The organism is Nocardioides pinisoli, assembly GCF_024199985.1.
GTDB lineage: Bacteria > Actinomycetota > Actinomycetes > Propionibacteriales > Nocardioidaceae > Nocardioides > Nocardioides pinisoli.
In genome coordinates, this window is the sequence record NZ_JANARS010000006.1 from 91,014 (window position 1) to 112,951 (window position 21,938).

Annotated in this window: 20 protein-coding genes and 1 riboswitch; of the genes, 9 read left to right on the forward strand and 11 right to left on the reverse strand. The window is 73.1% G+C overall.

The genetic code is table 11. The features are described 5' to 3' along the window. The first annotated feature begins 42 nt into the window (after positions 1-42). Entirely contained in the window at positions 43-1,515 is a 1,473-nt protein-coding gene (locus tag NCI01_RS14455) for a M28 family peptidase (protein WP_254182200.1), read from the forward strand. 1 nt (position 1,516) lies between these two features. Here NCI01_RS14455 and NCI01_RS14460 read toward each other — a convergent pair whose 3' ends face one another. Beyond that, complete coding sequence (locus tag NCI01_RS14460; RefSeq protein WP_254182201.1) at positions 1,517-1,927, reverse strand: VOC family protein; 411 nt, start codon at positions 1,925-1,927, stop codon at positions 1,517-1,519. Positions 1,928-1,976: 49 nt separating this feature from the next. Continuing rightward, positions 1,977-2,042: riboswitch (guanidine-III (ykkC-III) riboswitch) on the forward strand. A 12-nt stretch (positions 2,043-2,054) separates the two neighbouring features. On the opposite strand from NCI01_RS14460, the gene NCI01_RS14465 reads away from it, so the two are divergent. Further along, positions 2,055-2,369 (forward strand): DMT family transporter, encoded by a 315-nt coding sequence (locus tag NCI01_RS14465; protein ID WP_254182202.1) that lies wholly within the window; start codon positions 2,055-2,057, stop codon positions 2,367-2,369. A 23-nt stretch (positions 2,370-2,392) separates the two neighbouring features. Here the strand turns inward: NCI01_RS14465 and NCI01_RS14470 are convergent, their stop codons facing one another. After that, positions 2,393-3,163, reverse strand: a complete 771-nt coding sequence (locus NCI01_RS14470; RefSeq protein WP_254182203.1) for a 3'(2'),5'-bisphosphate nucleotidase CysQ — start codon at positions 3,161-3,163, stop codon at positions 2,393-2,395. 9 nt (positions 3,164-3,172) lie between these two features. After that, entirely contained in the window at positions 3,173-3,937 is a 765-nt protein-coding gene (locus NCI01_RS14475; protein ID WP_254182204.1) for a helix-turn-helix transcriptional regulator, read from the reverse strand. 472 nt (positions 3,938-4,409) lie between these two features. Between NCI01_RS14475 and NCI01_RS14480 the strand changes: the two genes are divergently transcribed. The 6 genes from NCI01_RS14480 (at position 4,410) to NCI01_RS14505 (ending at position 11,586) form a co-directional block, all read left to right on the forward strand. Further along, positions 4,410-5,903, forward strand: coding sequence for a sensor histidine kinase (locus NCI01_RS14480; RefSeq protein ID WP_254182205.1), 1,494 nt, complete (start codon positions 4,410-4,412; stop codon positions 5,901-5,903). Beyond that, positions 5,881-6,564 carry a LuxR C-terminal-related transcriptional regulator gene (locus NCI01_RS22785; protein ID WP_254182206.1) on the forward strand — a complete coding sequence of 228 codons (684 nt, stop codon included), beginning with the start codon at positions 5,881-5,883 and terminating at the stop codon, positions 6,562-6,564. Before NCI01_RS14480 ends, NCI01_RS22785 begins: the two co-directional genes overlap by 23 nt. Before the next feature lie 375 nt (positions 6,565-6,939). Continuing rightward, a complete protein-coding gene (locus NCI01_RS14490; protein ID WP_254182207.1) occupies positions 6,940-8,478 on the forward strand; it encodes an exopolysaccharide biosynthesis polyprenyl glycosylphosphotransferase in 1,539 nt (512 codons plus the stop codon). A 42-nt stretch (positions 8,479-8,520) separates the two neighbouring features. Beyond that, positions 8,521-9,291, forward strand: a complete 771-nt coding sequence (locus tag NCI01_RS14495) for a hypothetical protein (protein WP_254182208.1) — start codon at positions 8,521-8,523, stop codon at positions 9,289-9,291. 5 nt (positions 9,292-9,296) lie between these two features. Beyond that, positions 9,297-10,562, forward strand: a complete 1,266-nt coding sequence (locus NCI01_RS14500; RefSeq protein ID WP_254182209.1) for an MFS transporter — start codon at positions 9,297-9,299, stop codon at positions 10,560-10,562. Between the two features lie 7 nt (positions 10,563-10,569). After that, the gene (locus NCI01_RS14505) at positions 10,570-11,586 is read left to right on the forward strand and encodes a hypothetical protein (RefSeq protein ID WP_254182210.1); all 1,017 of its coding nucleotides are present in this window, start codon (positions 10,570-10,572) and stop codon (positions 11,584-11,586) included. Between the two features lie 6 nt (positions 11,587-11,592). Here the strand turns inward: NCI01_RS14505 and NCI01_RS14510 are convergent, their stop codons facing one another. Genes NCI01_RS14510 through NCI01_RS14530 form a run of 5 tightly spaced genes read right to left on the reverse strand, consistent with a single transcriptional unit; the run spans position 11,593 to position 17,366 of the window. Continuing rightward, a complete protein-coding gene (locus tag NCI01_RS14510; RefSeq protein ID WP_254182211.1) occupies positions 11,593-13,347 on the reverse strand; it encodes an adenine nucleotide alpha hydrolase family protein in 1,755 nt (584 codons plus the stop codon). A 24-nt stretch (positions 13,348-13,371) separates the two neighbouring features. Further along, entirely contained in the window at positions 13,372-13,632 is a 261-nt protein-coding gene (locus NCI01_RS14515; RefSeq protein ID WP_254182212.1) for an acyl carrier protein, read from the reverse strand. A gap of 53 nt (positions 13,633-13,685) precedes the next feature. Next, positions 13,686-14,912 carry a pyridoxal-dependent decarboxylase, exosortase A system-associated gene (locus NCI01_RS14520; protein ID WP_254182213.1) on the reverse strand — a complete coding sequence of 409 codons (1,227 nt, stop codon included), beginning with the start codon at positions 14,910-14,912 and terminating at the stop codon, positions 13,686-13,688. After that, entirely contained in the window at positions 14,909-16,480 is a 1,572-nt protein-coding gene (locus tag NCI01_RS14525; RefSeq protein WP_254182214.1) for an acyl-CoA ligase (AMP-forming), exosortase A system-associated, read from the reverse strand. The genes NCI01_RS14520 and NCI01_RS14525 overlap by 4 nt, the downstream gene beginning before the upstream one ends. A 25-nt stretch (positions 16,481-16,505) precedes the next feature. Then, entirely contained in the window at positions 16,506-17,366 is an 861-nt protein-coding gene (locus tag NCI01_RS14530) for a hypothetical protein (RefSeq protein ID WP_254182215.1), read from the reverse strand. Positions 17,367-17,485: 119 nt separating this feature from the next. Here NCI01_RS14530 and NCI01_RS14535 point away from each other — a divergent pair, with 119 nt between their 5' ends. Continuing rightward, positions 17,486-18,157: a polysaccharide deacetylase family protein gene (locus NCI01_RS14535; protein WP_254182216.1), complete on the forward strand. Its 672-nt coding sequence runs from the start codon at positions 17,486-17,488 to the stop codon at positions 18,155-18,157. Here the strand turns inward: NCI01_RS14535 and NCI01_RS14540 are convergent. From NCI01_RS14540 to NCI01_RS14550, 3 genes are read right to left on the reverse strand one after another with little or no spacing between them, the layout of a single operon-like run. After that, entirely contained in the window at positions 18,101-19,396 is a 1,296-nt protein-coding gene (locus NCI01_RS14540) for a rhamnosyltransferase WsaF family glycosyltransferase (protein ID WP_254182217.1), read from the reverse strand. The genes NCI01_RS14535 and NCI01_RS14540 overlap by 57 nt on opposite strands. Next, positions 19,393-20,868 carry an oligosaccharide flippase family protein gene (locus tag NCI01_RS14545; protein ID WP_254182218.1) on the reverse strand — a complete coding sequence of 492 codons (1,476 nt, stop codon included), beginning with the start codon at positions 20,866-20,868 and terminating at the stop codon, positions 19,393-19,395. The genes NCI01_RS14540 and NCI01_RS14545 overlap by 4 nt, the downstream gene beginning before the upstream one ends. A gap of 5 nt (positions 20,869-20,873) precedes the next feature. Continuing rightward, entirely contained in the window at positions 20,874-21,932 is a 1,059-nt protein-coding gene (locus NCI01_RS14550; RefSeq protein ID WP_302182085.1) for a glycosyltransferase family 2 protein, read from the reverse strand. Positions 21,933-21,938 lie beyond the last annotated feature (6 nt).

A 21,938-nucleotide genomic window follows, 5' to 3' on the forward strand; every position in this document is an offset into this window, starting at 1 on the left:
ATCCTTTACCGTTCGACTGCCGAACACATAGGTTCGCTCTCCATGAACCACATCTCGGGATCCGACCAGTCCACCCTGCGCAGGAGAAGCCTGCTCGCCGGAGCCGCCGGCACCGTCGCCGTCGTCGCGGCCGGCCAGCCCGCCTGGGCCGCCGACACCACACGTCCGGGCGCCGTACGAGCTCCGTCCCTCGCCGTCCTCGACCGCCAGGTCGTGAAGGGCATCCGCCCCTCGCGCGCGCTGGCCGACCTGCAGGTGCTGTCCGAGCGCATCGGCCCGCGCATCGGCGGCACCGCCTCGGAGAAGGCGGCCGCCGAGTTCGCCCTGACCTCCTTCCGCAGCGCCGGCTGCAGCGACGTCCGCCTCGAGCCGTTCGCGGTGGCCGACAAGTTCCTCGCCGACATCGGTGACCCGGACGGCCAGCTGCCCGACGACATCTGCTGGCAGGCCGGCGCGTCCCCCGACGCCGGGCTCGATGCCGCCCCCGTCACCGGGCGCGTGGTCGACGTGAAGGCCGCGACCGCACCCGCGTGGCCCGCCGACCCGGCCGCGATCACGGGCGCGGTCGTCCTGGCCGACGACGCGCAGGACCCGGTCCCGGCGACGCGGGTCAACCTGCGCGCCGCCTTCGTGCTCGAGGCGCAGCGGCGCGGGGCCGCGGCCGTGATCCTGCTGCCGGCCGACCTCGAGTACCCCCGCCGGGCGTCGGCGGCGTCCCTGCGCCTGGTGCCCACCACGGGCACGTCGGCGCCCCCGTGGACGCCTGTCGCGGCGATCCCCGTGCTGGGGGTCGCGCAGGTGCAGAAGCGGGTGCTGCGCGAGGACCTGGCGGTCCGGCCCCTGCGGCTGACCGTCGGCACGACCTCGCACCGCGGGCTGACGAGCAACAACGTGTTCGCCGACATCCCCGGCCGATCCGGCGCGTCCGGACCGCTCGTCTACATCTCGGGCCACTACGACTCCGTCATCGGTGCGCCCGGCGCCAACGACGACGGCTCGGGCACCGTGCTGACCCTCGAGCTCGCCCGCGTCCTCACCCGCCTGCGCAAGCCCGAGGCCACCGTCCGGCTGGCGCTGTGGGGCTCGGAGGAGCAGGGTCTGATCGGCTCGCGCTACCACGTCGCCCAGCTGCCCAGCGCCGACCGCGCCCGCATCCGCGGGGTCTTCCAGAACGACATGGTCGGCACCAGCTGGAGCCCGGCCACCCGCTACTGGCAGCTGTCGTTCTCGGGCACCGGCAACGCCACGACCGACCAGATCACGGCCGCCGCCGGCCGGCTGGGCTACGAGCCGCAGATCTCACCGGTGACCCAGCGGGGCGCCAGCGACCACCAGTCCTTCCAGGAGGTCGGGATCGCCTCGGCCAACTTCTCCTGGCGCGGCGAGGCGACGCCCGCCCTGCTCGAGCCGCCCTACCACTCGCCCGAGGACACCATCGAGAAGAACATCAGCATCGACCGGCTGACGGTGAGCACGGAGATGATCGGCTGCGCGGCCTACGCCCTGGCCCAGTGAGTCACGCGGGCGGGGGTGGACCGGCGTCCACCTCCGCCTGCGAGCGCAGCACGCAGAACTGGTTGCCCTCCGGGTCCGCGAACACGACCCACCCGGTGCCGGGCCCGTACTGCCCGCGCTGGTCGGCGACCTCCGTGGCGCCGAGGCCACGCACCCGCTCGATCTCGTCGTCCCGGCTGCCCTCCCGCGGGCGCAGGTCGAAGTGGATCCGCTTGGCGGGCAGGTCGGCGTCGGGCAACTCGATGAAGAGGATGCTGTGTCCGGTGTCGGGGTCGAGGATCATGCACTCCTCGTGCCCCGGCTCGTTGGGGTCGCCGTCCACGTCGACGTAGCCGAGCAGCGACTTCCACCACTCCGAGAGCGTGTAGGCGTCGTGGCAGTCGACGGTGGTGTGCGAGACGAAGGAGGTCATGGCGCCACGCTGTCGCGAGGCAGCGTCTCCCCGCAAGCGGATATGCTCGAACCTGCCCCGACCCGGGGCGACCGGACGAGGGAGCCGTACCCGGAGACGCGACAAGACGGCCGTCGAGGAGATGGCCATGGCGTGGTTCGTGCTCGTCCTGTCGGGAGTGCTGGAGGCCGTGTGGGCCACCGCGCTCGGTCGTTCGGAGGGCCTCACCCGCCCGGTGCCGACCGCCACCTTCCTGGTCGCGCTCGCGATGAGCATGGGCGGCCTGGGCTACGCCATGCGCACGCTGCCGGTCGGCACGTCGTACGCCGTGTGGGTCGGCATCGGCGCGGTGCTGACCGTGGTCGTCGCGATGGCCACCGGCACCGAGGCCTTCTCGGTGGTGAAGGCACTGCTGCTGACCGGCCTCGTCGGCTGCATCATCGGGCTCAAGCTCGTCCACTGAGCCTGAGCCCGCCCGGCTTCGGCTCAGGAGGTTCCGTGGCGCTTGACGAAGTCCACGATCTGCTCCGCGAGCTCGGGGCGGCAGACGATGAGGTCGGGCAGCGAGGTGTCGTCCTCGTTGTAGACCAGCGGTGAGCCGTCGACGCGGCTGCAGTGCAGGCCGGCGGACCGCGCCACCGCGACCGGGGCCGCGTTGTCCCACTGGTACTGCCCACCGGCGTGGACGTAGGCGTCGGCGAGGTCGCGCACGACGCTCATCACCTTCACACCGGCGCTGCCCATCGGCACGAGCTCGGCGTCGAGCTCCGCGGCGAGGGCCTCGACGAAGGCCGGCGGACGGCTGCGCGAGACGGCGATGCGGGGACGCTGCGACGTCCGCGGCGGCACCACGCTGGGTCGTCCGGTGCTGAAGGTCTCCCCCAGCGCCGGCTGCGCGACGGCGCCGGCGACCAGGTCGCCGTCCTCCCAGAGGGCCACGTGGACCGCCCAGTCGTCGCGGGGCGGCTCGGAGAACTCCCGGGTGCCGTCGAGCGGGTCGATGATCCACACGCGCCGGGCGGTCAGCCGCGACTTGTCGTCGGCCGCCTCCTCGGAGAGCACGGCGTCGTCGGGACGGTGCTGGGTGAGGATCCGGTCGAGCTCGGCCTGCGCGGCGGCGTCGCCGGCGTCCTTGAGCGCCTTCCCCTCCAGGCCGTCGGCCTGCGCCCCGGCGCGTACGTCGAGGAGCACCGAGCCGGCCCGTTCGGCCGCCCAGACGGCGAAGGAGTGGTCGTCGAGCGTGGTGGGATCCATCATGGGCGCAGCCTATCGACGGGCGACGCCCACCCTCTCGCCGCGGCTGCGGTCGTCACCCGGGTCGTCGCCCGGGTCCTCACCCGCCTGCCGGGGTCGGGGCACCAGGTCGGAGCCCGTCACCTCGTAGACCTCGTGGAACATCGCGACGGCCTTGAGCTGCGTGGAGGCACCCAGCTTGGCGCGCAGCGCCTTGACGTGGCTGCGGACCGTGCCCTCGGCGACCCCCATCTCCACCCCGACCTCGGCGACCCGCCGCCCGGAGGCGAGGAGCTCGAGCACCCGACGCTGCTGGGGGGACAGCGACTCGAGCTGCTCTCGCACGTGCCGGCGGCGGTCGCGGTCGAGGGCCCAGGAGGTGCGCAACGCCGCTCGCTCCTCGGGGTCCATCGACGAGGCGCCGGCGGTCAGGCGTTTGACGACCTCGGCGAGCTGCGTGACCGAGGTCGTCACGGTCACGACGTCGACGGCGTCGTTGGCGAGCAGCCCTCCCCAGCGGGTGGAGGCGTCGGCGGAGCTGACCACGACGACGCGCACGTCGCCGGGCTGGGCGAACGCCTCGACATGGCCGACGACCGCGGAGTTGTCAACCCCGTCCACGATGGCGATGACCACCGCAGGTCGAAGCGGTGTGGACGACTCCGAGACGTCCTCCTCGAGCACCGACTCCCACCTCCGGGTCTCGGCCGGCACGCCGACCGAGCGCAGGGCGGCCGTGACCGCCTGCGCCACCAGGAGGTGCGGGGACAGCACCCACACCGGACCTGCCACGCTCATGAGCCCCTCCCTCCGCCTGACAGTGGGACCAGCCTCTCCGGCGCGGGCCCCGGCACGTCGACCCTTTGGCGAACGTGCACCTATTTGGGGACGCGGCCCGCCTCGACCTGCCCCACGACCCCGGCCCGGCACCCTCGCTTACCCCCTTGAGGGGAAATCGGCCCGCGCTGACACCGCGCTGGGGACGTCCTGAGGGGCTCCTTGACGAAGCCTCCACGACTCCTGCGAACGGCGGACCAGACCGCCTTTGCCCCAATTGCGGTACGACCACACAATCGTTGGACCCCCCGCACCGTGAGCTGCAGTCTCGGCCGAGAGCCTGGCTCACACGAATGACGCACACGGCAACAGGGACACACGCAACAAGGACACACGACGGGTCGACAGCTTTGGGAGGCGGTCGACGCGTCTCGACGACACACGGCAGTAGCAGGGGGGGTAGCAGGAGATGCTGGGGTTCTGCAGGGGGAACATGCGCCACCGGTGCCGGACGGGCGTCACGGGGCTCGCCTCGTTCCTCGTCCTGGTCTGGATCGGCTCGGGGACGGACCACGCGTGGTGGTCGCCGCCGTCGGCGTCGACGGCGCCGTCGCTCGGCGAGGGGGTCGTCAGCGGGGTGTTCGTCGCCGCCGCCGGCTGCACCGCGCTCGTCATGTGGCGCAAGCACGCCGGTGCGGTCGCGGGCTGGATCGTGGCGACGGGCGCGCTCGTGGCCGCACAGGCCCTGGGCGTGACGCTCATCGCGCTGCACAGCGCGCCGCCGCGGGGGACGCTCGTGCAGCTGCTGCTGCTCGCGGTGGGCCTGGTCGGGATGATCGGGGTGGTCGTCCCGCTCCTGGCGCCCGAGCGCGTACGACGTGTCGTCGACGAGACCTTCGTGATCGGCCTCGGGCTGGGACTCGTCGCGGCGGGTCACCTGCTGCTCCAGTTCCCGCGGGTCCAGCCGCCGTCGTCGATGATGCAGCTGCTCATCGGGGTGCTGCTGGCGACCCACCTGCTGTCCGCCGTCCTCGTGCTGCAGCAGCGTGCGGCGTCACGGCCGGTCAGCGCGCTGCTGCTCGTCACGGTGGGCGTGGTGGTCCTCGGCCAGCTCGTCCCCCCGACGGGGCTCGCCGGTGGCAGCATCGATGCCGCCCTGTGGCTCGCCCGCACCGCGGTCGGCGCCGCCTGGCTCGGCATCGCCTGGGCCACCCTGCGCCGCGCCCTCGAGGACGAGCAGCGACGCATCGACTCCTTCGAGCACGTGCTCGTCGACGCGACCCGCGAGCAGCGCGAGCGGATGCACGAGCTGCGCAGCACGATCGCCGGGCTGGTCACCGGATCAGCGATGCTCGACCGGGAGGACCTCCCCAGCGAGACGCGTGAGCGGCTGTGGACATCCCTGCGCCGCGAGCTCGACCGGATGGAGCGGATGCTCGCCGGGACCGGCCCGCAGGCCACGGACCTGCGCCTCGACGACGCGCTCACCAAGATCCTCGACCTGCAGCGGCTCAAGGGCCGCCACGTCGAGCTGCACTCCACCGGCGACGTGGTCCGGGCTCCCTACGACGCCCTGTCCGAGGTGCTCAACATCCTCGTGGACAACGCCGCCAAGCACGGCGGCACCGACGAGAGCGTGGTGGAGGTGATGCGCCGCGACGAGGAGACCGTCGACATCACGGTGACCGACTTCGGCCGCGGCATCCCCCACGAGCAGCGACCCCAGATCTTCGAGTGGGGCAAGCGCGGCACCGGGTCGCGGGGCGAGGGCATCGGCCTCAACGTCGCCCAGCGCCTCGTCACCGAGGCCGGCGGGTCGCTGCGGCTCGCGGACCGGGACGGCGCGGGGTCGTCGTTCGTGATCTCGCTGCCCGCGGTCCGACGCTCACCGGAGAACGACCTCCAGCCCACGCGGCTGGTCCCGTCCGCCCCGGCCATGCCCGACCTGACGATGGAGGACGGCCGTGCCTGGCGCTTCTCGGGGTGAGCACAGGGTCCTCATCATCGACGACCACGTGCTCTTCGCGGAGTCGCTCGAGCTCGCCCTCTCCCTGGAGGGCTACGACGTACGACGCCTGGAGCCGCCGGACGAGGGCGGGTCGATGGCCACGCTCCGGTCGCTGGCCCTGCGGGCCAACCCCCGCACGGTCCTGCTCGACCTCGACCTCGGCCGCTTCGGTGACGGGATGAACCTGGTCGCGCCGCTCGCCCGGGCCAACGCCAACGTGGTCGTGCTGACCGCGTCCGACGACATCGGTCGCTGGGGGGCGTGCATGCGGCTGGGGGCGCGCAAGGTGCTGTCCAAGACCGGCGCCCTCCAGCAGGCGCTCGCCACCGTGCGGCGGCTGCACCAGGGGCTGCCGGTGGTCACCCGCGAGGAGCTCGAGTCGCTGCTCGAGGCGTGGGCCCGCGACCGGCAGGCCCACGACGACGTACGCCGCCGGCTCGACCTGCTCACCCCGCGCGAGCGCCAGGTGCTCGGTGCCCTCATCGAGGGGCGCACGGTGCGGGCGATCGCCCAGGACAGCGTGGTGTCGGAGGCGACGGTCCGCACGCAGGTGAAGTCCATCCTCGGCAAGCTCGAGGTGTCCTCGCAGCTCGCCGCCGTCGGCATGGCCAACCAGGTCGGCTGGAAGGTCGGCGTCTGAGCCCACCGGCTCTCGCTGTGCTGGTCGGCAGAGCCGCGTTCCCCGGGTGGGGGGACGCGGCGGTCGAGGAGGGGGACCTCGACCGCCGCCCACTGGTTCACATCGGTTCCGGGTGACGAAGCGTGGGGTTCCGCGTCACGCCAGCGGCCACCAAGGGCGGCCAGTGCGGGGCTGGCCCGAGATAGCGAACCAGTGTGTGGTGCACCACATCGAGAGTAGGTCCGCCCGGCCTGACCTGCCCATCCCTTCGAATGGGTATCTCCCGGGCGTGCAGGGCTTTCGCTCATTTACGGCATGCCCGCCCGGTCAGGCGTTCCTAGGCTCACTGGAAGGTCAGCAACGGGTGCCTTGGGCGGTGTCCCGGAGGGGGTTGAGATGACGCAGGTCGTGAGCGACAGGGTCGCTGAGGTGGTCTCCGAGGTGGCGGCCGGGCTGGTGCCCGACATCGTCGCGGAGGCGACAGCGGACGGCGCCCTGCTGGACCCGCAGGTCCCCCGCCCTCGCGAGGCCACGACCCTGCCGCCGGTCGCACCCGGCGCCGCCCCGGCCGAGCCGCTCGCCGACCCGGCCCCGCGCCGGACGGCCACCCGGCCGGCCGCGAGCTGGCTGGCGCCGGCCCTGGACCTGGTCCTCGCGCTGGCGCTCGCCGTGCTGTGGGTCTCGCAGGACCGCCTCCAGCTCCTCCCCGCGGCCGCGACCGCCCTGGCCTGGCCGGCGCTGCTCGCGGTGTCCGGTCGCTACCGGCGCCAGGCACTCGGGCAGTCCCGGGGAGCCCGGGCGGCGGTCGTGCTCGCCGCCGGAGGGCGCACCGCGGTGCTCACGCTGGCGGTCTCGCCCCTGCTCTGGCACGCCGACCCGCTCGCCCTCGCCGCCTTCGTCGGCGCCCTCACCGTCGCCAGCGCCGGGCCGTTCGTGGCCGGCGTACGTCGTCCCCGTCCGCGCGTCGTGCTGGCGGGCCGGCCGCGTGACGTCCGTGAGGCCGTTGCGCAGCTGCGGGCCAGCGGGACCCACGAGGTCGTGGCGGCCTGCCTGACCCGCTCCTCCAAGACCCCGGTCGAGGGCGACGTCCCGATCTACGTCGGGCTCGAGGCGTCCTCGACCGCGGCCCACGACCACGCTGCCGATGCCCTGGTCGTGCTGCCCGGGGCCAAGCTCTCCCCCGTCGAGGTGCGGCGGCTGCACTGGTCGCTGTCGGGGCTGGGCACCGAGCTCTTCCTCGGCACGGGGCTGCTCGACGTCCACCCGCAGCGGACGCGAGTCATGTCGACGGCCGGCCTCGACGTCCTGCACGTCGGCAAGCCCACGCTCCGCGGACCGCGCCGGCTGCTCAAGGACGTGGTCGAGCGCACGCTCGCGCTCGTCGCGCTGGTCCTGTCCCTCCCGCTGCTGGCCGCCCTCGCCGTGGCCATCCGGATGGAGACCCCCGGCCCCGCGTTCTTCCGCCAGGAGCGCATCGGTCGCGACGGCGTCCCCTTCACCATGCTCAAGCTGCGCTCGATGGGCGTCGACGCCGAGGTGGCGCGGCACGAGCTGGCCGAGGACAACGAGAAGGACGGCGTCCTGTTCAAGATCGCGCAGGACCCGCGCGTCACGCCGCTGGGCAGCAAGCTGCGCCGCTACTCGCTCGACGAGCTGCCGCAGCTGTGGAACGTCGTCCGCGGCGACATGTCCCTCGTGGGCCCCCGCCCGGCCCTGCCGTGCGAGGTCGCCCGCTACGACGTCGACCCGCGGCGCCGGCTCGTGGTCAAGCCCGGCGTGACCGGCCTGTGGCAGGTGTCGGGGCGCTCGGACCTGACGTGGGCCGAGTCGGTGCGGCTGGACCTCAGGTACGTCGAGAACTGGTCGCTGCGCCACGACCTCTCGATCCTCGTCCGCACGGTGCGCGCGGTGCTCGGCCACCGCGGCGCCTACTGAGCGCGCACCGTCTCGTCAACGACCGTGGGGGTCGAGAAGCAGATGAACACCAGACCTGTGCGGGTCGCCGTGATCGGCGTCGTCGCCGCCCTTCTCCTCGGCGGCTGCGGCGCCGACGGCGCGCCCCCGGACGCCGGTCCGTCGGTCGCGGGCTCGTCGGACGCCGGATCGCCGGGCGCCGGATCGCCGGGCGCCGGGGAACGCACGAAGGACCGGCGGGACGACCGCAGGGCCCGGTCGGCGGACCAGGGCGCCGACGAGACCAAGGGGGCCGAGGGGGCCGAGGACGCGACGCCCAGCCCCGATGCCGCGCCGAGCACCGACGCGGACGCCGACGGGGCTGAGGACGGCACCGCCGACGGCTCGGCTCCGGCACTGGAGATGCCGGAGGCGCCGGCGCCGACGGTCGACAGCCTCGCCGACCTCCTCCCACCGTCGAGCACGGCCCCACTCGTCACGACTCCGCTCCCGCGTGCCGCGAGCGCACAGGGGCGGCTGCTGCCCGGCTTCCCCGACGCACTGCGACCCGACCGGGCCACGCGGGTGCAGAGCAGCAGCGTCTCACCGTCGGGCGACCGGCTGCAGGTCGGGCTGGTGGCGACGTCGTCCCGGTCCCCCGAGCAGGTCCTGCTCGCCTACCGCACCCGCCTGGCCCGTCGCGGGATGGCGGAGACAGCGACCCCGCCGAGCGTCGCCGGCTCCCGCGCGGCCGCCTTCCGGCGCGACGGCAGCGTCGTGACCGTCACGGTCACCCCCCGGGGCTCCGGGACGAGCCTGGCCGTCCACGCCTCGCTGCGCGCCGAGCGCGGGTGACCGGGATGTACATCTCGGTCCGCGACCGGCCGGCCGCCGGCACCACCAGCACGCGCGGCGCGACCTCGACCCGGCCCCCCGTCGGCCGGGTCGTCGTCACGCTCGGGGTCGTGTCGCTCCTGACCGACGTCTCGTCGGAGTCGGTCTCGGCGATCCTGCCGCTCTACCTCACCGCGGTCGTCGGCCTCACGCCCGTGGCGTACGGGCTCGTCGACGGTCTCTACCAGGGGGTCAGCGCCCTGGTCCGGCTCGGCGGCGGCTGGCTGGCCGACGCCTCGGACCGTCCCAAGTGGGTGGCGTTCCTCGGCTACGGGCTCTCCGCGGTGGCACGCGTGTTCCTGCTGTTCGCCTCGGGTGCTGCCGGGATCGCCGCCGTGGTCACCGCCGACCGGATCGGCAAGGGCATCCGGACGGCACCGCGCGACGCGATGATCAGCACCTCGACCCCCACCGAGCACCTCGGCCGCGCCTTCGGCGTGCACCGGATGCTCGACACCATCGGGGCCGCCCTGGGCCCGTTGATCGCCTTCGCCCTGCTGTGGCTCGTGCCCGGCGGCTACTCCGTGGTGCTCGTGGTGTCGCTCGCCTTCGCGATCGCCGGGGTGGCGCTCCTGGGCCTGCTCGGACCGGACGTGCGGACGCGGCGTGACGCGGCGACGCGCAGCGGGCCCACGCCGCCGCCGTTCCGCTGGCGCGACCTGACCGACGCGCGGCTGCGGCCGCTCCTCGCGGTCGCCGGCGTGCTCGGCCTGCTGACGATCGGCGACGGCTTCATCTACCTCGCCCTGCTCGACCACGGCGGCGCCAACGTGGCCTGGTTCCCGCTCTTCTACGTCGGCACCAACGTCGCCTACCTGCTGCTGGCCGTGCCGGTCGGCCGCCTCGCCGACCGGGTGGGGCGGGCCCGCACCCTGGTCGTGGGCCACCTCGCGCTCGTCGGCGCCTACCTGTGCGCCGTGCTCCCGACCTCGACCGCCGCCGCCACCGTCGGGACGCTGCTCCTCCTGGGCACGTTCTACGCCGCGACCGACGGCGTGATCGCCGCGATCGCCGGCCGCCTCGTCCCGGTGCAGGCGCGCTCCAGCGGCATCGCCGCCGCGCAGACCGTGGTGGCGCTCGCGCGGATGCTCGCCTCGGCCGGGTTCGGCGTGCTGTGGCTGGTGCTCGGTCCCACGGCGGCGATGACGACCGTCGCCGGGCTCCTGGTCGTGGCCGTCCTCGCCGCCGCGACCCGGATCACGCGTCTCGACGGCGCCGCGGTCACCCGATGAGCAGCTCGTGAGCCCCCGCGTCCGCGTGCTGGCCTTCGTCGCGGTGGTCGTGGCGATCGCCCTCGCCGCGACCGCCTACGTCGTCGTCGAGCGTCGTGAGGTCCGTGCCGAGCGGGCCGCCGATCCCGAGGCCGAGCAGGCGCCGATCGCGGAGGTGACCGACGGACCGCGCATCGTGTTCCGGCACACCGGCAACGACAGCCAGTACGGCGTGGTGGCCGTGGTGCCGCTCGACGACCCGGGCGGCCCCCGCGCGTTCACCGGCGTCACCTGCGACCGGGTCGCGGCCCGTGCGGAGGGCGCCTCCTGCCTGGTCACCGACCCGGGGGTCGCGGCCGCGTACGAGGGGTTCGAGCTCGACGCCGACTGGCAGCAGGTCGCGAGCCACGACCTCCCGGGCATCCCGAGCCGCACCCGGCTCAGTCCCGACGGGACCCTGGTGGCGACGACCGTGTTCGTCGCGGGCCACTCCTACATGTCCACCGGCTTCTCGACGGCCACCGAGGTCCACGAGTTCGGCGACGGCGAGCGATGGGGCAACCTGGAGGACTTCCGGCTCGTGATCGACGGCCGCGAGGTCGACTCCGTGGACCGCAACGTCTGGGGGGTCACCTTCGTCGACGACGAGACGTTCTACGCGACGGTCGCCACCGGCGGCCGGACCTGGCTGGTCGAGGGCGACCTGGCCGAGCGCACGCTGACCTCGGTGTCCCGGGACGCCGAGTGCCCCGCGTTGTCGCCCGACGGCACCCGCGTCGCCTTCAAGGTCGACGTCGACCCGGGTCGTCGGGTCGTGTGGCAGCTCGCCGTGGAGGACCTCGCGACGGGTGACCGCACCCTCCTCGAGGCGGGTCCGCGCGGGCTCGACGACCAGGTCGAGTGGCTCGACGACGACACCCTGATCTACGGCCTGCCGCGTGCGGACGAGCCCGGAGTGACCGACACCTGGGCCGTCGACACCTCGGCGGAAGCGACCCCGCGGCTGCTCATCGAGCAGGCGTGGTCGGCCACCGTCGTGCGCTGAGGGACGTCACACCGTGGCGGGCATCGTCGCGCCCAGCGGCAGGTTGGCGACGTTGAGGACGAACGACACGGTGCTCGGTGCCGGATCGACGCGGCGGCGGAGCATGTCGTCCACCCACTGCTCGTCGAGGACGGCGCTCACCGTGGTCCGGTCGAGCAGGTGCGGGTGGGCGCGCCAGTGATCGACCACCTTGCCGGCCAGCACCGTCCCACCGACAGGCGGGCGGGTGCTGTGTCCCCACCGCTGCCGCGCCTTGACCACGGCCTTCCGACCGAGCTTGTGGAGTGCCTGGACCCGGTCACCCACCCCGGGGTACGCGAAGGCGCGCGGCGCGGGACGCCCGTCGAGCGGCACCTGGGCGAGGTCGTCGTCGAGCGCGACCTGGAGTCGGGCGAGGAACAGCGAGCCGCGCTTGCTCTCGGGAGCCATCGATCGGGCGATGTGGATGAATCGGTCGTCGAGCATCGGGTTGACCACCGAGCGGTCCAAGCAGATCGCCGTGTCGGTGACTCCGGCCCAGCGCTGCATCCGCTGGTCCAGGTAGAACTCGTCGGTGGCCTCGAACCAGTCCTTCCCGCTCGAGGCCATGAGGTGGTGGACGCGGTCCACAGCCCGGTCGCGCGCCCCCTCCCGCAGGTGCGGTGCGAGGGCGAGTGGGTCGATCGCCTCGTTGGCGAACATGCGCCACGAGGTCAGCCGCGCCACTCGCTCCCGCGTGACCGGCACAGGACGCGGGCGGCCGAGGTAGTAGAAGCCGCGGGCCACTTCACCGCCGAGGCCTGCGATGCGGTGGCCCTGGTCGAAGCGCTGCTCGGCGATCGACAACGCCGCGAGGGCGAGGGGGTCGGCCATCCCCTCCAGCCGAGCACTCGAGCGCACTGCCAGGGCGTGGGCCTCGTCCGCCGGCATGCGCGCGAGGTCCTCGAGCGCCTCGACGTGGTGTCGTACGCCGGTGCGCGCCGCCAGGTCTGCGGCGATCGCCACGTCCGGCGAGCCGGGGACCGCGAGCGTGATCGCCGCGAGCCCCCTCCGCAGGTCCGGCGGGACGGCGCTGAGCAGGATGCGGGAGTCCTGCCCGCCGGTGAGCTGGAGCGTGGCGTCAGGGTGGTCGGTGACGTACGTGGTGAGGTAGCGGCGGAGCAGGTCTGCCGCCTGGTCCACGGCGTCGTCGAGCTCCAGCCGCTGGAGGGAGGCCGCAGGGGCCCTCACGACGTCGAGGTGCCCGTCACGCACTCGGACGAGCTCGCCAGGAGCGAGCTTGGTCACCCCGTCGAAGAGGGTCCACTGCCCGACCTGCCAGCCGAGCAGCGACTGCAGGGTCAGCGCATCGTGGTCGAGTCCGCGATCACCGAGGACTGCCAGGACCCGGGCCGAGGTGCTGATGGCGGCCCACCCCGGACCATGTGAGTGGTAGACGTGCCGGAAGCCCAGCGCGTCGGTCACCGCGACCGCCTCCGAGACACCGGTCCGCGTGAATGCCGCGAACGGAGGAAGCACCTCCCGGAGAGCCCCGACATCACCGCGCACCATCAACGGCGTCACGTCACCCGCGTCCAGGTCGGCCTCGTGGCGGCGCGTCGCGCGCGTCAGCATCGCGGAGCCGTCGCCGTCGAGCTGCAACCCACCCCACGTGGCCACCAGCAGTCCGGGTGCTTCCCGCACGACGGCTGACGGGACACCCGCCATTCTCAGCACCTCGCGAGCGCCCTGGAGGTCCGGCAGGCCGCCGGCACGCGAGATCGCGAGCACGCCCGGATCCATGTCAGGCTCCCCGCCGGCCGGCCATCATGACCGCCTCGCCGCGACGAACTCGGCGAGTCCTCCGACGGTGGCGAACACCTCGCCCGTGACGTCCTCGTCGTCGACCTCGATGCCGAACCGGTTCTCCAGCGCCACCGCCAGCTCGACCACGCCCAGGGAGTCCAGCTCGGGCAGCTCTCCGAACAGCGGGGTGCCGGCATCCATCGTGGCGGCCTGGTCCTCGATGCCAAGCGTCGAGACCACGACCTCGATGACTGCCTCGACGTCCTCGCGCGTTGCCTGCATGGGCCTTTCCTCTCTACGTCCTCTGATCGGGTCTGCGAATGTCGCCGGTCGTTTCACACGAGCACCTCGGCCGGGCCCGGATGACCGAGGAAGGCGGTCGGGCTGGCGGTGAGTCCGTAGGCACCGGCCTGGAAGACGACGACCAGGTCGCCGACGTCGGCGCGCGGGAGGGTGACCTTGTCCCCCAGCACGTCCAGCGGCGTGCACAGGCAGCCCACCACCGTGACCTCCTCGTGCTCCCGGTCCTCCGGGACGCCCGCGACGGCGATCGGGTAGTTGCGGCGTATCACCTGGCCGAAGTTGCCCGAGGCGGCGAGCTGGTGGTGCATGCCCCCGTCGACGACGAGGTATGTCGTACCCCGCGACGTCTTCCGGTCGACCACGCGGGTGACGTAGAGCCCTGCCTCCCCGACGAGGTAGCGGCCCAGCTCGATGCCCACGGACACGTCGCCGAGCACGGGCCGCAGACGCTCCTCGGTCAGGCGGTGCAGGTTGTCGCCCACCGCAGCGAGGTCGAGCGGCCGGTCCTTGGCGAAGTAGGGGATCCCGAAGCCGCCGCCGAGGTTGAGGTAACGGACGGGTCGCGGCGCGGCCTTGGACAGCTCGAGCACGAGGTCCACCGTGCGCGACTGCGCCTCCACCAGGATGTCGGCGTGCAGGTTCTGCGACCCCGCGAAGACGTGGAACCCCTCGCACTGCAGTCCCAGGTCATTCATCATCGACATCAGCGGCACGACCTGCTCGGCGTCGACGCCGAACTGCTGGGGTCCGCCGCCCATACGCATCCCGGATCCCTTGACGGCGAAGTCCGGGTTGACCCGGATCGCGACGTGCGGGACGGCGCCGACCTCCTCGGCAGCGCGGGCGACCCGGCGCGCCTCCCCCGCCGACTCCAGCTCGACGAGCACGCCGGCCGCGACGGCACGAACGAGCTCGGCGTCCGTCTTGCCGGGCCCCGCGAACGTCACCTTCTCCGCGCGCTTCCCCGTGTCGAGCGCCACGGCCATCTCACCGACGGACGCGACGTCGAGAGTGTCGACCAACGGCGCCATGTGCTGGACGACCGCAGGCATCGGGTTCGCCTTGATCGCGTAGCCGAGGTCGAGGCCCTCCGGGAGGGCGGCTCGCACGGCGGCCACACGGCGACTGATCGCCTCGCGGTCGTAGGCGAAGAACGGCGTGCTGCCAACCCGTGCGGCCAGACGCTCGAGTCCCACCCCGCCCACTGCCAGCATGCCGTCGGGGCCGAGGTGCGCGGCCACGTGCTCCTCGTCGTTCATCCGCGCACCGCCTCGGCGAGAGCGACGCGGTCGAACTTGCCGTTGGGCGAGCGCGGCAGCTCCTCCATGACCAGCACCTCCGACGGCACCATGAAGAGAGGCAGCTCGCGCCGGAGCACGGACGTGAGGTCTTCCGGAACCAGCTCGGACCCCTGCGGGCCGGCGACCACGAGCACCACGCGGTGGCCGAGCCTCTCGTCGGGGACGCCGAGCGCCACCGCGTCCCGCACCAGGCCCGTCTCGTAGACGGCCTCCTCGATCTCCGTGGGGCTGACCCGGTAGCCCGAGGTCTTGATCATCTCGTCGGCACGACCCACGAAGCTGAGGAAGCCCTCCTCGTCCGCCACGACGGTGTCGCCCGACCAGACGGCCCTCTCCTCGGGCTGCCAGGGCTGTCGTCCCGGGAGCGCCCTGAATCGCTCGGCGGTGCGCCCGGGGTCGTTCCAGTAACCCTGCGCCACCAGCGGCCCGCGGTGGACGAGCTCGCCCTCCTCGCCCGGTTCGCACTCCGTCCCGTCGGGGCGCAGCACGAGGATCTCCGCGTTGGGGATCGCCTTGCCGATCGAGTCGCCCCGGCGATCGACCTCGTCGGGGTCGAGGTAGGTCGACCGGAACGCCTCGGTGAGGCCGTACATGAGGTAGGGGCGCGCCGTGGGGAAGAGGTCGCGGAGGCGCTTGAGCGTGGCGGACGGCATGCGACCACCGGTGTTGGCGAAGTAACGCAGGGACGAGCGTGCTCCCTCCGGCCACTCCTGCTCCACCAGCTGCACCCACAGCGGAGGGACGCACGTCAGCCCCGTCACCCGGTGCTGCTCGCACAGCTGCACCACGTCGCGGGCGCCGAGGTAGTTGGCGAGCACCACGTGGGCGCCCACGGCGAGTGCTGTGGTGACCTGGCTCAGTCCGGCATCGAAGCTGAGCGGGAGGGCGGCCAGGATGACGTCGTCCGCGTGGTTGTGCAGGTAGCTGCTCACGCTCTCCGCGCCGACCACCAGGTTGCGGTGACTGAGCACGACACCCTTCGGACGGCCCGTGCTGCCGGACGTGTAGAGGATGGCGGCGAGGTCGGAGTCGGGCGGACGCGGAGTGGGTCCGGGCGCCGCGGCCGTGCGGTGGAGGTCCGCGAGCGCGTGGAGGGCCGGCGACCCGGACGACTCAGCGGAGCGCAGGCCACCACCGTCCACCAGGACCACGTCGCGCAGCCCCGTTCCCGCCAGCGTCGGCGCCAAGGTGGTCCAGCGACGAGCCGTCGTCACCAGGACGCGAGCGCCGCTGTCGCCGACGATGTGCGCCACCTGCCGCGGCTTGAGCACCGGGTTGACCGGGACGAAGACGCCCTCGGCGAGGGAGGTGGCGAGGAGCGCCGTGACGGTCTCGATCCGCTTGTCGAGGAACACCGCGACGCGGTCCCCCGCGCCGACGCCGAGGCCGGACAGGCCGGACGCGGTCCGGCTCACGGCCTCCCAGGTCTCGCCATAGGTGGCCGTGTCGTGGCCCGCCGTCAGCGCAGGAAGGTGCGGGTGCATCCCGGCACGCTCCTCGAGCAGGTGGTGGATCCGCGTCCTCATGCGCCGGGCCCCTTCTGTGTCGTCGTCACCATGCCACGCATGCCAGCTCGCTGTAGAGGTAGTCGACATCCGAGGCGTCGAGCGTCTCGCTGCGGAACATCTTGGGTCGGGCCCGCGGCAGGTCGATCGCCCGCGCCGGGCGCCAGCCCGCCACCCGATCCTCGAGCAGGGTGGCGAACGCTCCGTGGCTCAGCAGCAGGTGGGTGGAGAGCCGGTTCCACACGCGTGGCAGCTGCTGGCGGTCCGAGACGTGCAGCAGCGACGCGAACACGGGCAGGCGCTTGCGCCGGTCCTTGCGGAACATGACGTAGACGTCGGCGCCGCTGGACCGGAGAACGACGTGGCGGGCCGCGGGCGCGTGCCTGTGGTCCTCGAAGATCTGCCGCTGACGACCATGCAGGAGCATGGCGATGCGCTCGTGCTCCGACACGGCGGTGACCCCTCCCCCCGGCAGCACCAGGTTGGGGACCAGAGCGCTCGCGGTGTCGAGGTGCTGGAACTTGAGACGCTCGTTGAGCGCGACCACGTTGCCACTCGGGGAGAGGTCGGTGAAGTGGTAGCCGCGCTGAGCGAGGAGCGCAAGGACGAGCCGCAGGCCGTGCGACCGCTGGTCCTCGTCGACGCACCAGGCGGCGAGGTTGCACACCCGCTCGGTGCGACCACGGACGTCACGCTCGGCGTAGAAGGCGACCGCGGCGCCGACCACCCGGCCTCCGCTGCGCAGGTGGAACCCGTGGTTGGGAGCGTCGTGCTGCCACGGCGGCACGATCGAGCGCTCCCACTCGCGGGCGCTCAGCCGCGCGTTGAGACTGTGGTGCAGGTAGTCCGCCACGTCTGCGACGTCGGCCCGCGTGGTCGGCGCCACCACGACGCTCCTCTCCCCCATGGGACCAGCATCCGACGGCGGGCTCGGTCCGGTGGCCGTTGCTGACGGCAATACCGCATTTTTGGCAATGCTTCCGGCGCAGCCCTACGTCCCGACCCGGTAGCCGTACGGTCATGGCCATGGGATGGGGGGACGAACGGGTCAACGTGTGCTTCCACGGCATCGGCTCGCCCCAGCGGCCGCTCGAGCCCGGTGAGGCCCGCTACTGGATCACGGTGGACACGTTCCACGAGGTTCTCGACCTCTTGGCCGACAGGCCGCAGGTCCGCATCAGCTTCGACGACGGCAACGCCTCCGACGTCGAGATCGGGATGCCCGCGCTCGTGGCGCGCGGACTGTCCGCGACCTTCTTCCCCCTGGCCGGCCGCCTCGACGCCCCCGGGAGCCTGTCGACGTCCGACCTGCGCGACCTGGCGTCAGCCGGCATGACGGTCGGGACCCACGGCATGGACCACGTCCCCTGGCGCGGCCTCGACCCCGCGTCCCGGCACCGCGAGCTGGTCACGGCGCGCGACCGGCTCGGCGAGGCGGTCGGGATGCCGGTCGACGAGGCTGCCCTGCCCCTCGGTCGCTACGACCGTCAGCTGCTGAACCACCTGCGCCGCCTCGGCTACACCCGGGTGCACACGAGCGATCGCCACCGGGCCAGGCCCGGTTCGTGGCTGCAGGCTCGCTACTCGATCCGCAGCGAGGACACCGCCGCCTCGTTCGGCGACACCGTCCTGTCCAGCCCGTCAGCGGGCCGACGGGTCGAGCGCCTCCTGGCCGGCACCGTCAAGCGCCTTCGCTGACACGGTCGGTCCGGCCGCGGACCGGCCGTGGGCGAGGTCCTCGATCACCCGCACCACGTCGCTCCCAGTCCGTCCCCAGCTGGTCCCGGCCACACTGGCTGCCGCTGCTGCGGCGGTCGCGGGTGACGATCGGGTGACGGCACGCTCGAGGGCCAGCGCCAGCGACGTAGGCGTGGGGAGGGCCCACTCTGCGTGCGGGTTGTCGAAGTCCGCACGCACGTCAGGACTGTCGTTCACCACGGGCAGGCACCCGGCGGCGAGCATCTCGTCAGGCACCATCGAGACGTTGGTGAAGGACAGCGCGAGCCCCGCCGCGCAGCTGTTGTAGAGCTCGTTCAGCTCCGCCGGCGTGGGTCTGCCGTGACAGGTGACGGGGAACCCGAGGCCGGCCACGTCCGCCCCGAAGACGTGGATCTCCTGGTCGGGGTTCCTGCGGTGGAACTCCGCGAGCGCGAAGACACCGAGGCGGTAGCCCCGCCGGGGTGTGTCCGGGCGCGCGAAGAACGCGACCCCCGAGCGGTGCCCTCGGTTGGAGAGGGAGTACGTGTGGGTGTCCCGACCCCAGGCGACCGGGGCGGACGGGACACCCGTCATCGTGAGCCAGCGGTGGACCATCCCGCCCAGCGCGATGTTGGTGAAGCCGAACCGGTAGGTGTCGGCGGCCAGGGCGTGGTCGGTGCCGTGGGGGTAGAACAGCGGCTCGTAGTCCTGGATGAAGTAGGCGCGGTGCACCACCTCCTCGGAGCGGCTGGCGAGCACGTGGGCCGTCTCCCACCCGGTCGCGACGACCACGTCGAGACCACCGAGGCCGTCGTCGATCGAGCGCACCCTGGTCTCGGCCCACGGCCATGACGAGTGGATGACGGCCGCGCTCGCCGACGTGTCACCCCGGTGCCGGTCGTAGAGGACGACCTCGCAGGTGTGACCCGCGTCGACCAGCGCCCGAGCCACGCGGAACATCGTGGTGTGACCGCCCGACCCCGCCATCGGGGGCGTGCAGAGCCACCCGACGCGCAGCGGGCGCCCGTCGGGGACGAAGGGCGGCGTCCTGAGCACCAGGGCCGTCGAGTCGGCGACGTCCTCCGGGAGCAGGTTGAAGTCGAGCGCGGCGCCGTCGAGCCTCTGGTGCAGTCGCCGCACCACCCGGCGGGCCACGCCACCCGGTCCTTCCGTCCGCAGCTTGGCGCTGAGGTTCGCGGACAGGTGGCCCGCTCGTCGCATCGCGGTGGGTCGGCTCATGCCGGGATCCTCTCGACGGCCTCGGCGTCGCCGAGGGGATGGCGCAGCTCGGACAGCCGCCGTCGCGCCCACGGCAGCATCGGCAGGAGGTAGAGGCCGACCACGCACGCGGCGCCGCCCGCCAGGAGGAGCAGTGGGGGGCCGCCGGACCGGGCCAGCACCCAGCATGCGACGGTCGCGGGGACCGCGGCCACGAGGGGCAGCACGCACGTCCCGGCGAGGGCCGACACGTCGACCCCCACCCGCCGCAGTGCGACACCGTAGGCCGGCACGACGACCACGACGACGACCACGACGTGCGCCCACCCTGCTCCGGCCAGGCCCCAAGCGCGGACGGCGACCACCATGGCAGGCACCATGCACGCCAGCCAGAGCAGCTGCACGAGCAGGACCGCTCGCGTCTCGCCGGCCGCGATGAGGAACGTCGCCACCAGGTCCAGCAGCACCCGGGAGGCTCCGAAGACCGCCAGCCCGACGAGTGCGCCTGCAGCGGCCGTCCACCTCTCGCCGTACAACAGGGTGACCACGGAGGTGGCCATGGTTGCCAGCCCGACGCCCATCGCTGCCGCCACCATCACGAGAAGACCGGTCGAGCGAAGCAGGCCCTCGTTGCGCTCGCGCGCCGACTCCGTCTCGGCGAACGCCGGCAGGGCGACGACGCGGACCGCCTGCCCGACGGCCGACATCGGCCACGACGACACGTTGAACGCCAGGACGTAGAGGCCGAGCGCGACGATGCCCAGCTCGCGGGAGACGATGAGGTTGTCGACCGTGATCAACGTCCACGAGACCAGGTTCGCGACGGCGAGCGGGATGCTGAACGACAGGGACTCCCGAGCCAGCCGACCGTCGAGCCCGAACCGGGGACGGTGACTGGCCGCGACGTGCAGCGCGACGAGCATCACGGCCTGGCCGGCGACCTGTCCCCACGCCAGCGCCGTCGCGCCTGCTCCGAGCAGGATCAGCGACACCGTGCACCCCGCCGAGGCCACCAGCCCGGCTGCGTAGACGCCGAACAGCGCACGCTGGCGGTACGCGCGCTGCAGCAGCGCAGCCGGGACGATGGTGAGCCCGAAGAGCGCCGGCACGAGGGACATGACGCGCAGGGCGTCCGTGGACTCCGGGCTACCGAACGCCGCAGCGACCTCCCCGGCGGTGACGGCCATCGCGGCCGCGGCGACCAGGCCGATGACCGCGCCGAGGGTCGCCACTGTCGGTGCGCGTCGCGCGGGGTCCTGGGCGCGGACCAGGTCGGCACCGAGCCCGAACTCCGACAGTGCGCTGAGCAGCATCCAGACGGTGAGCGCCACTGCGAAGACGCCGTAGGTCTCTGGCGCCACCAGCCGGGCGACCAGGACGCTCACGGCCAGGTTGCCCACGCGCAGGAGGACGGTGCTGAGAAGGCTCCAGCCGAGACCGCGTCCCACCCGGGAGGCCTTCCCGGGCGTCGCGTCGCCCACCTGGTCCGCCACGGCGTTCAGACCCCCCACCGTCGCTCGCGCCTCCACTCAGCGTGGTGGCGCACGCGCTCGCCCCACGCATGGACGGCGGACGCGCGGGTGCGGTCCCCGTGGGCGAGCAGCATGCGGGTGGCTCGCGCGGTCGGCGAGGTCATGCCCTCAGGCCACGTCTCGCGGGCGAACGCCAGATAGGCATCGACCTCCGCCGCACCGACGGAGCCCGACCCCCGGGGGACCGATCTGGCTCGCCGCAGCGCCTCCCGAGCGAGTGCGCGGCTCGCGACCGGCCGCAGCCGGGTCACCTCGGTGACGTCGTGCGCACGCTCGTCGAAGAGGATGTCGAAGGTGAGCCGGCGAGCCTTGAGGTCGGTCAGCCAACCGGCGTACGAGGTCAGGTGCATGTTGGCCTCGTGCACGCGGTAGTGGGCCTGCGCGGGACCGTTCACCCGCCCGATGTCCCACCGCACCGCGGTGCGCAGCCACATGTCGAAGTCGCCCGAGTGGGGCAGCCGGGGGTCGTAGAGGTCGGTCTCGGCGAGGGCCTCCCGCCTCATGACCGCCTCCGGGCTGACCAGCAGGCAGCGCCCCATCCGAGCCGAGAGGCCCAGCCACTGCCGGCCCGGCCAGACCGACCAGTTGCGCGTCACGTCGGGCGCGGGCTGCGGCGAGCTGGTGAAGGAGCGCGCGTAGCCGTAGACCAGCCCCACCGTGGGGTGGTGCTCCATGAGCGAGACGGCGCGGGTCAGGGCGTTGCGGGGCAGCAGGTCGTCCGCGGAGAGCAGGACCACGTAGTCGCCGGTGGCTCGCTCCAGGCCGTCGTTGTAGGTCCGGATGTGGCCGGTGTTGACCTGGTGCTCGAGCACCTCGACCCGCGGGTCCTTCTCCGCGAGGCCACGTGCCACGCGCGCGCTCCCGTCGGGAGAGGCGTCATCGACGATGAGGACGTCGACGTCGAGCCCGTGCTGGTCCAGCGCGCTCGCCACGGCGTCAGGCAGGTAGTGCCCGTAGTTGTAGCACGGGATCACGACTGACACCCGTGGCCGGCGCTCCAGCCCACGCGGGCGGTGGAACCTCATCCTCGG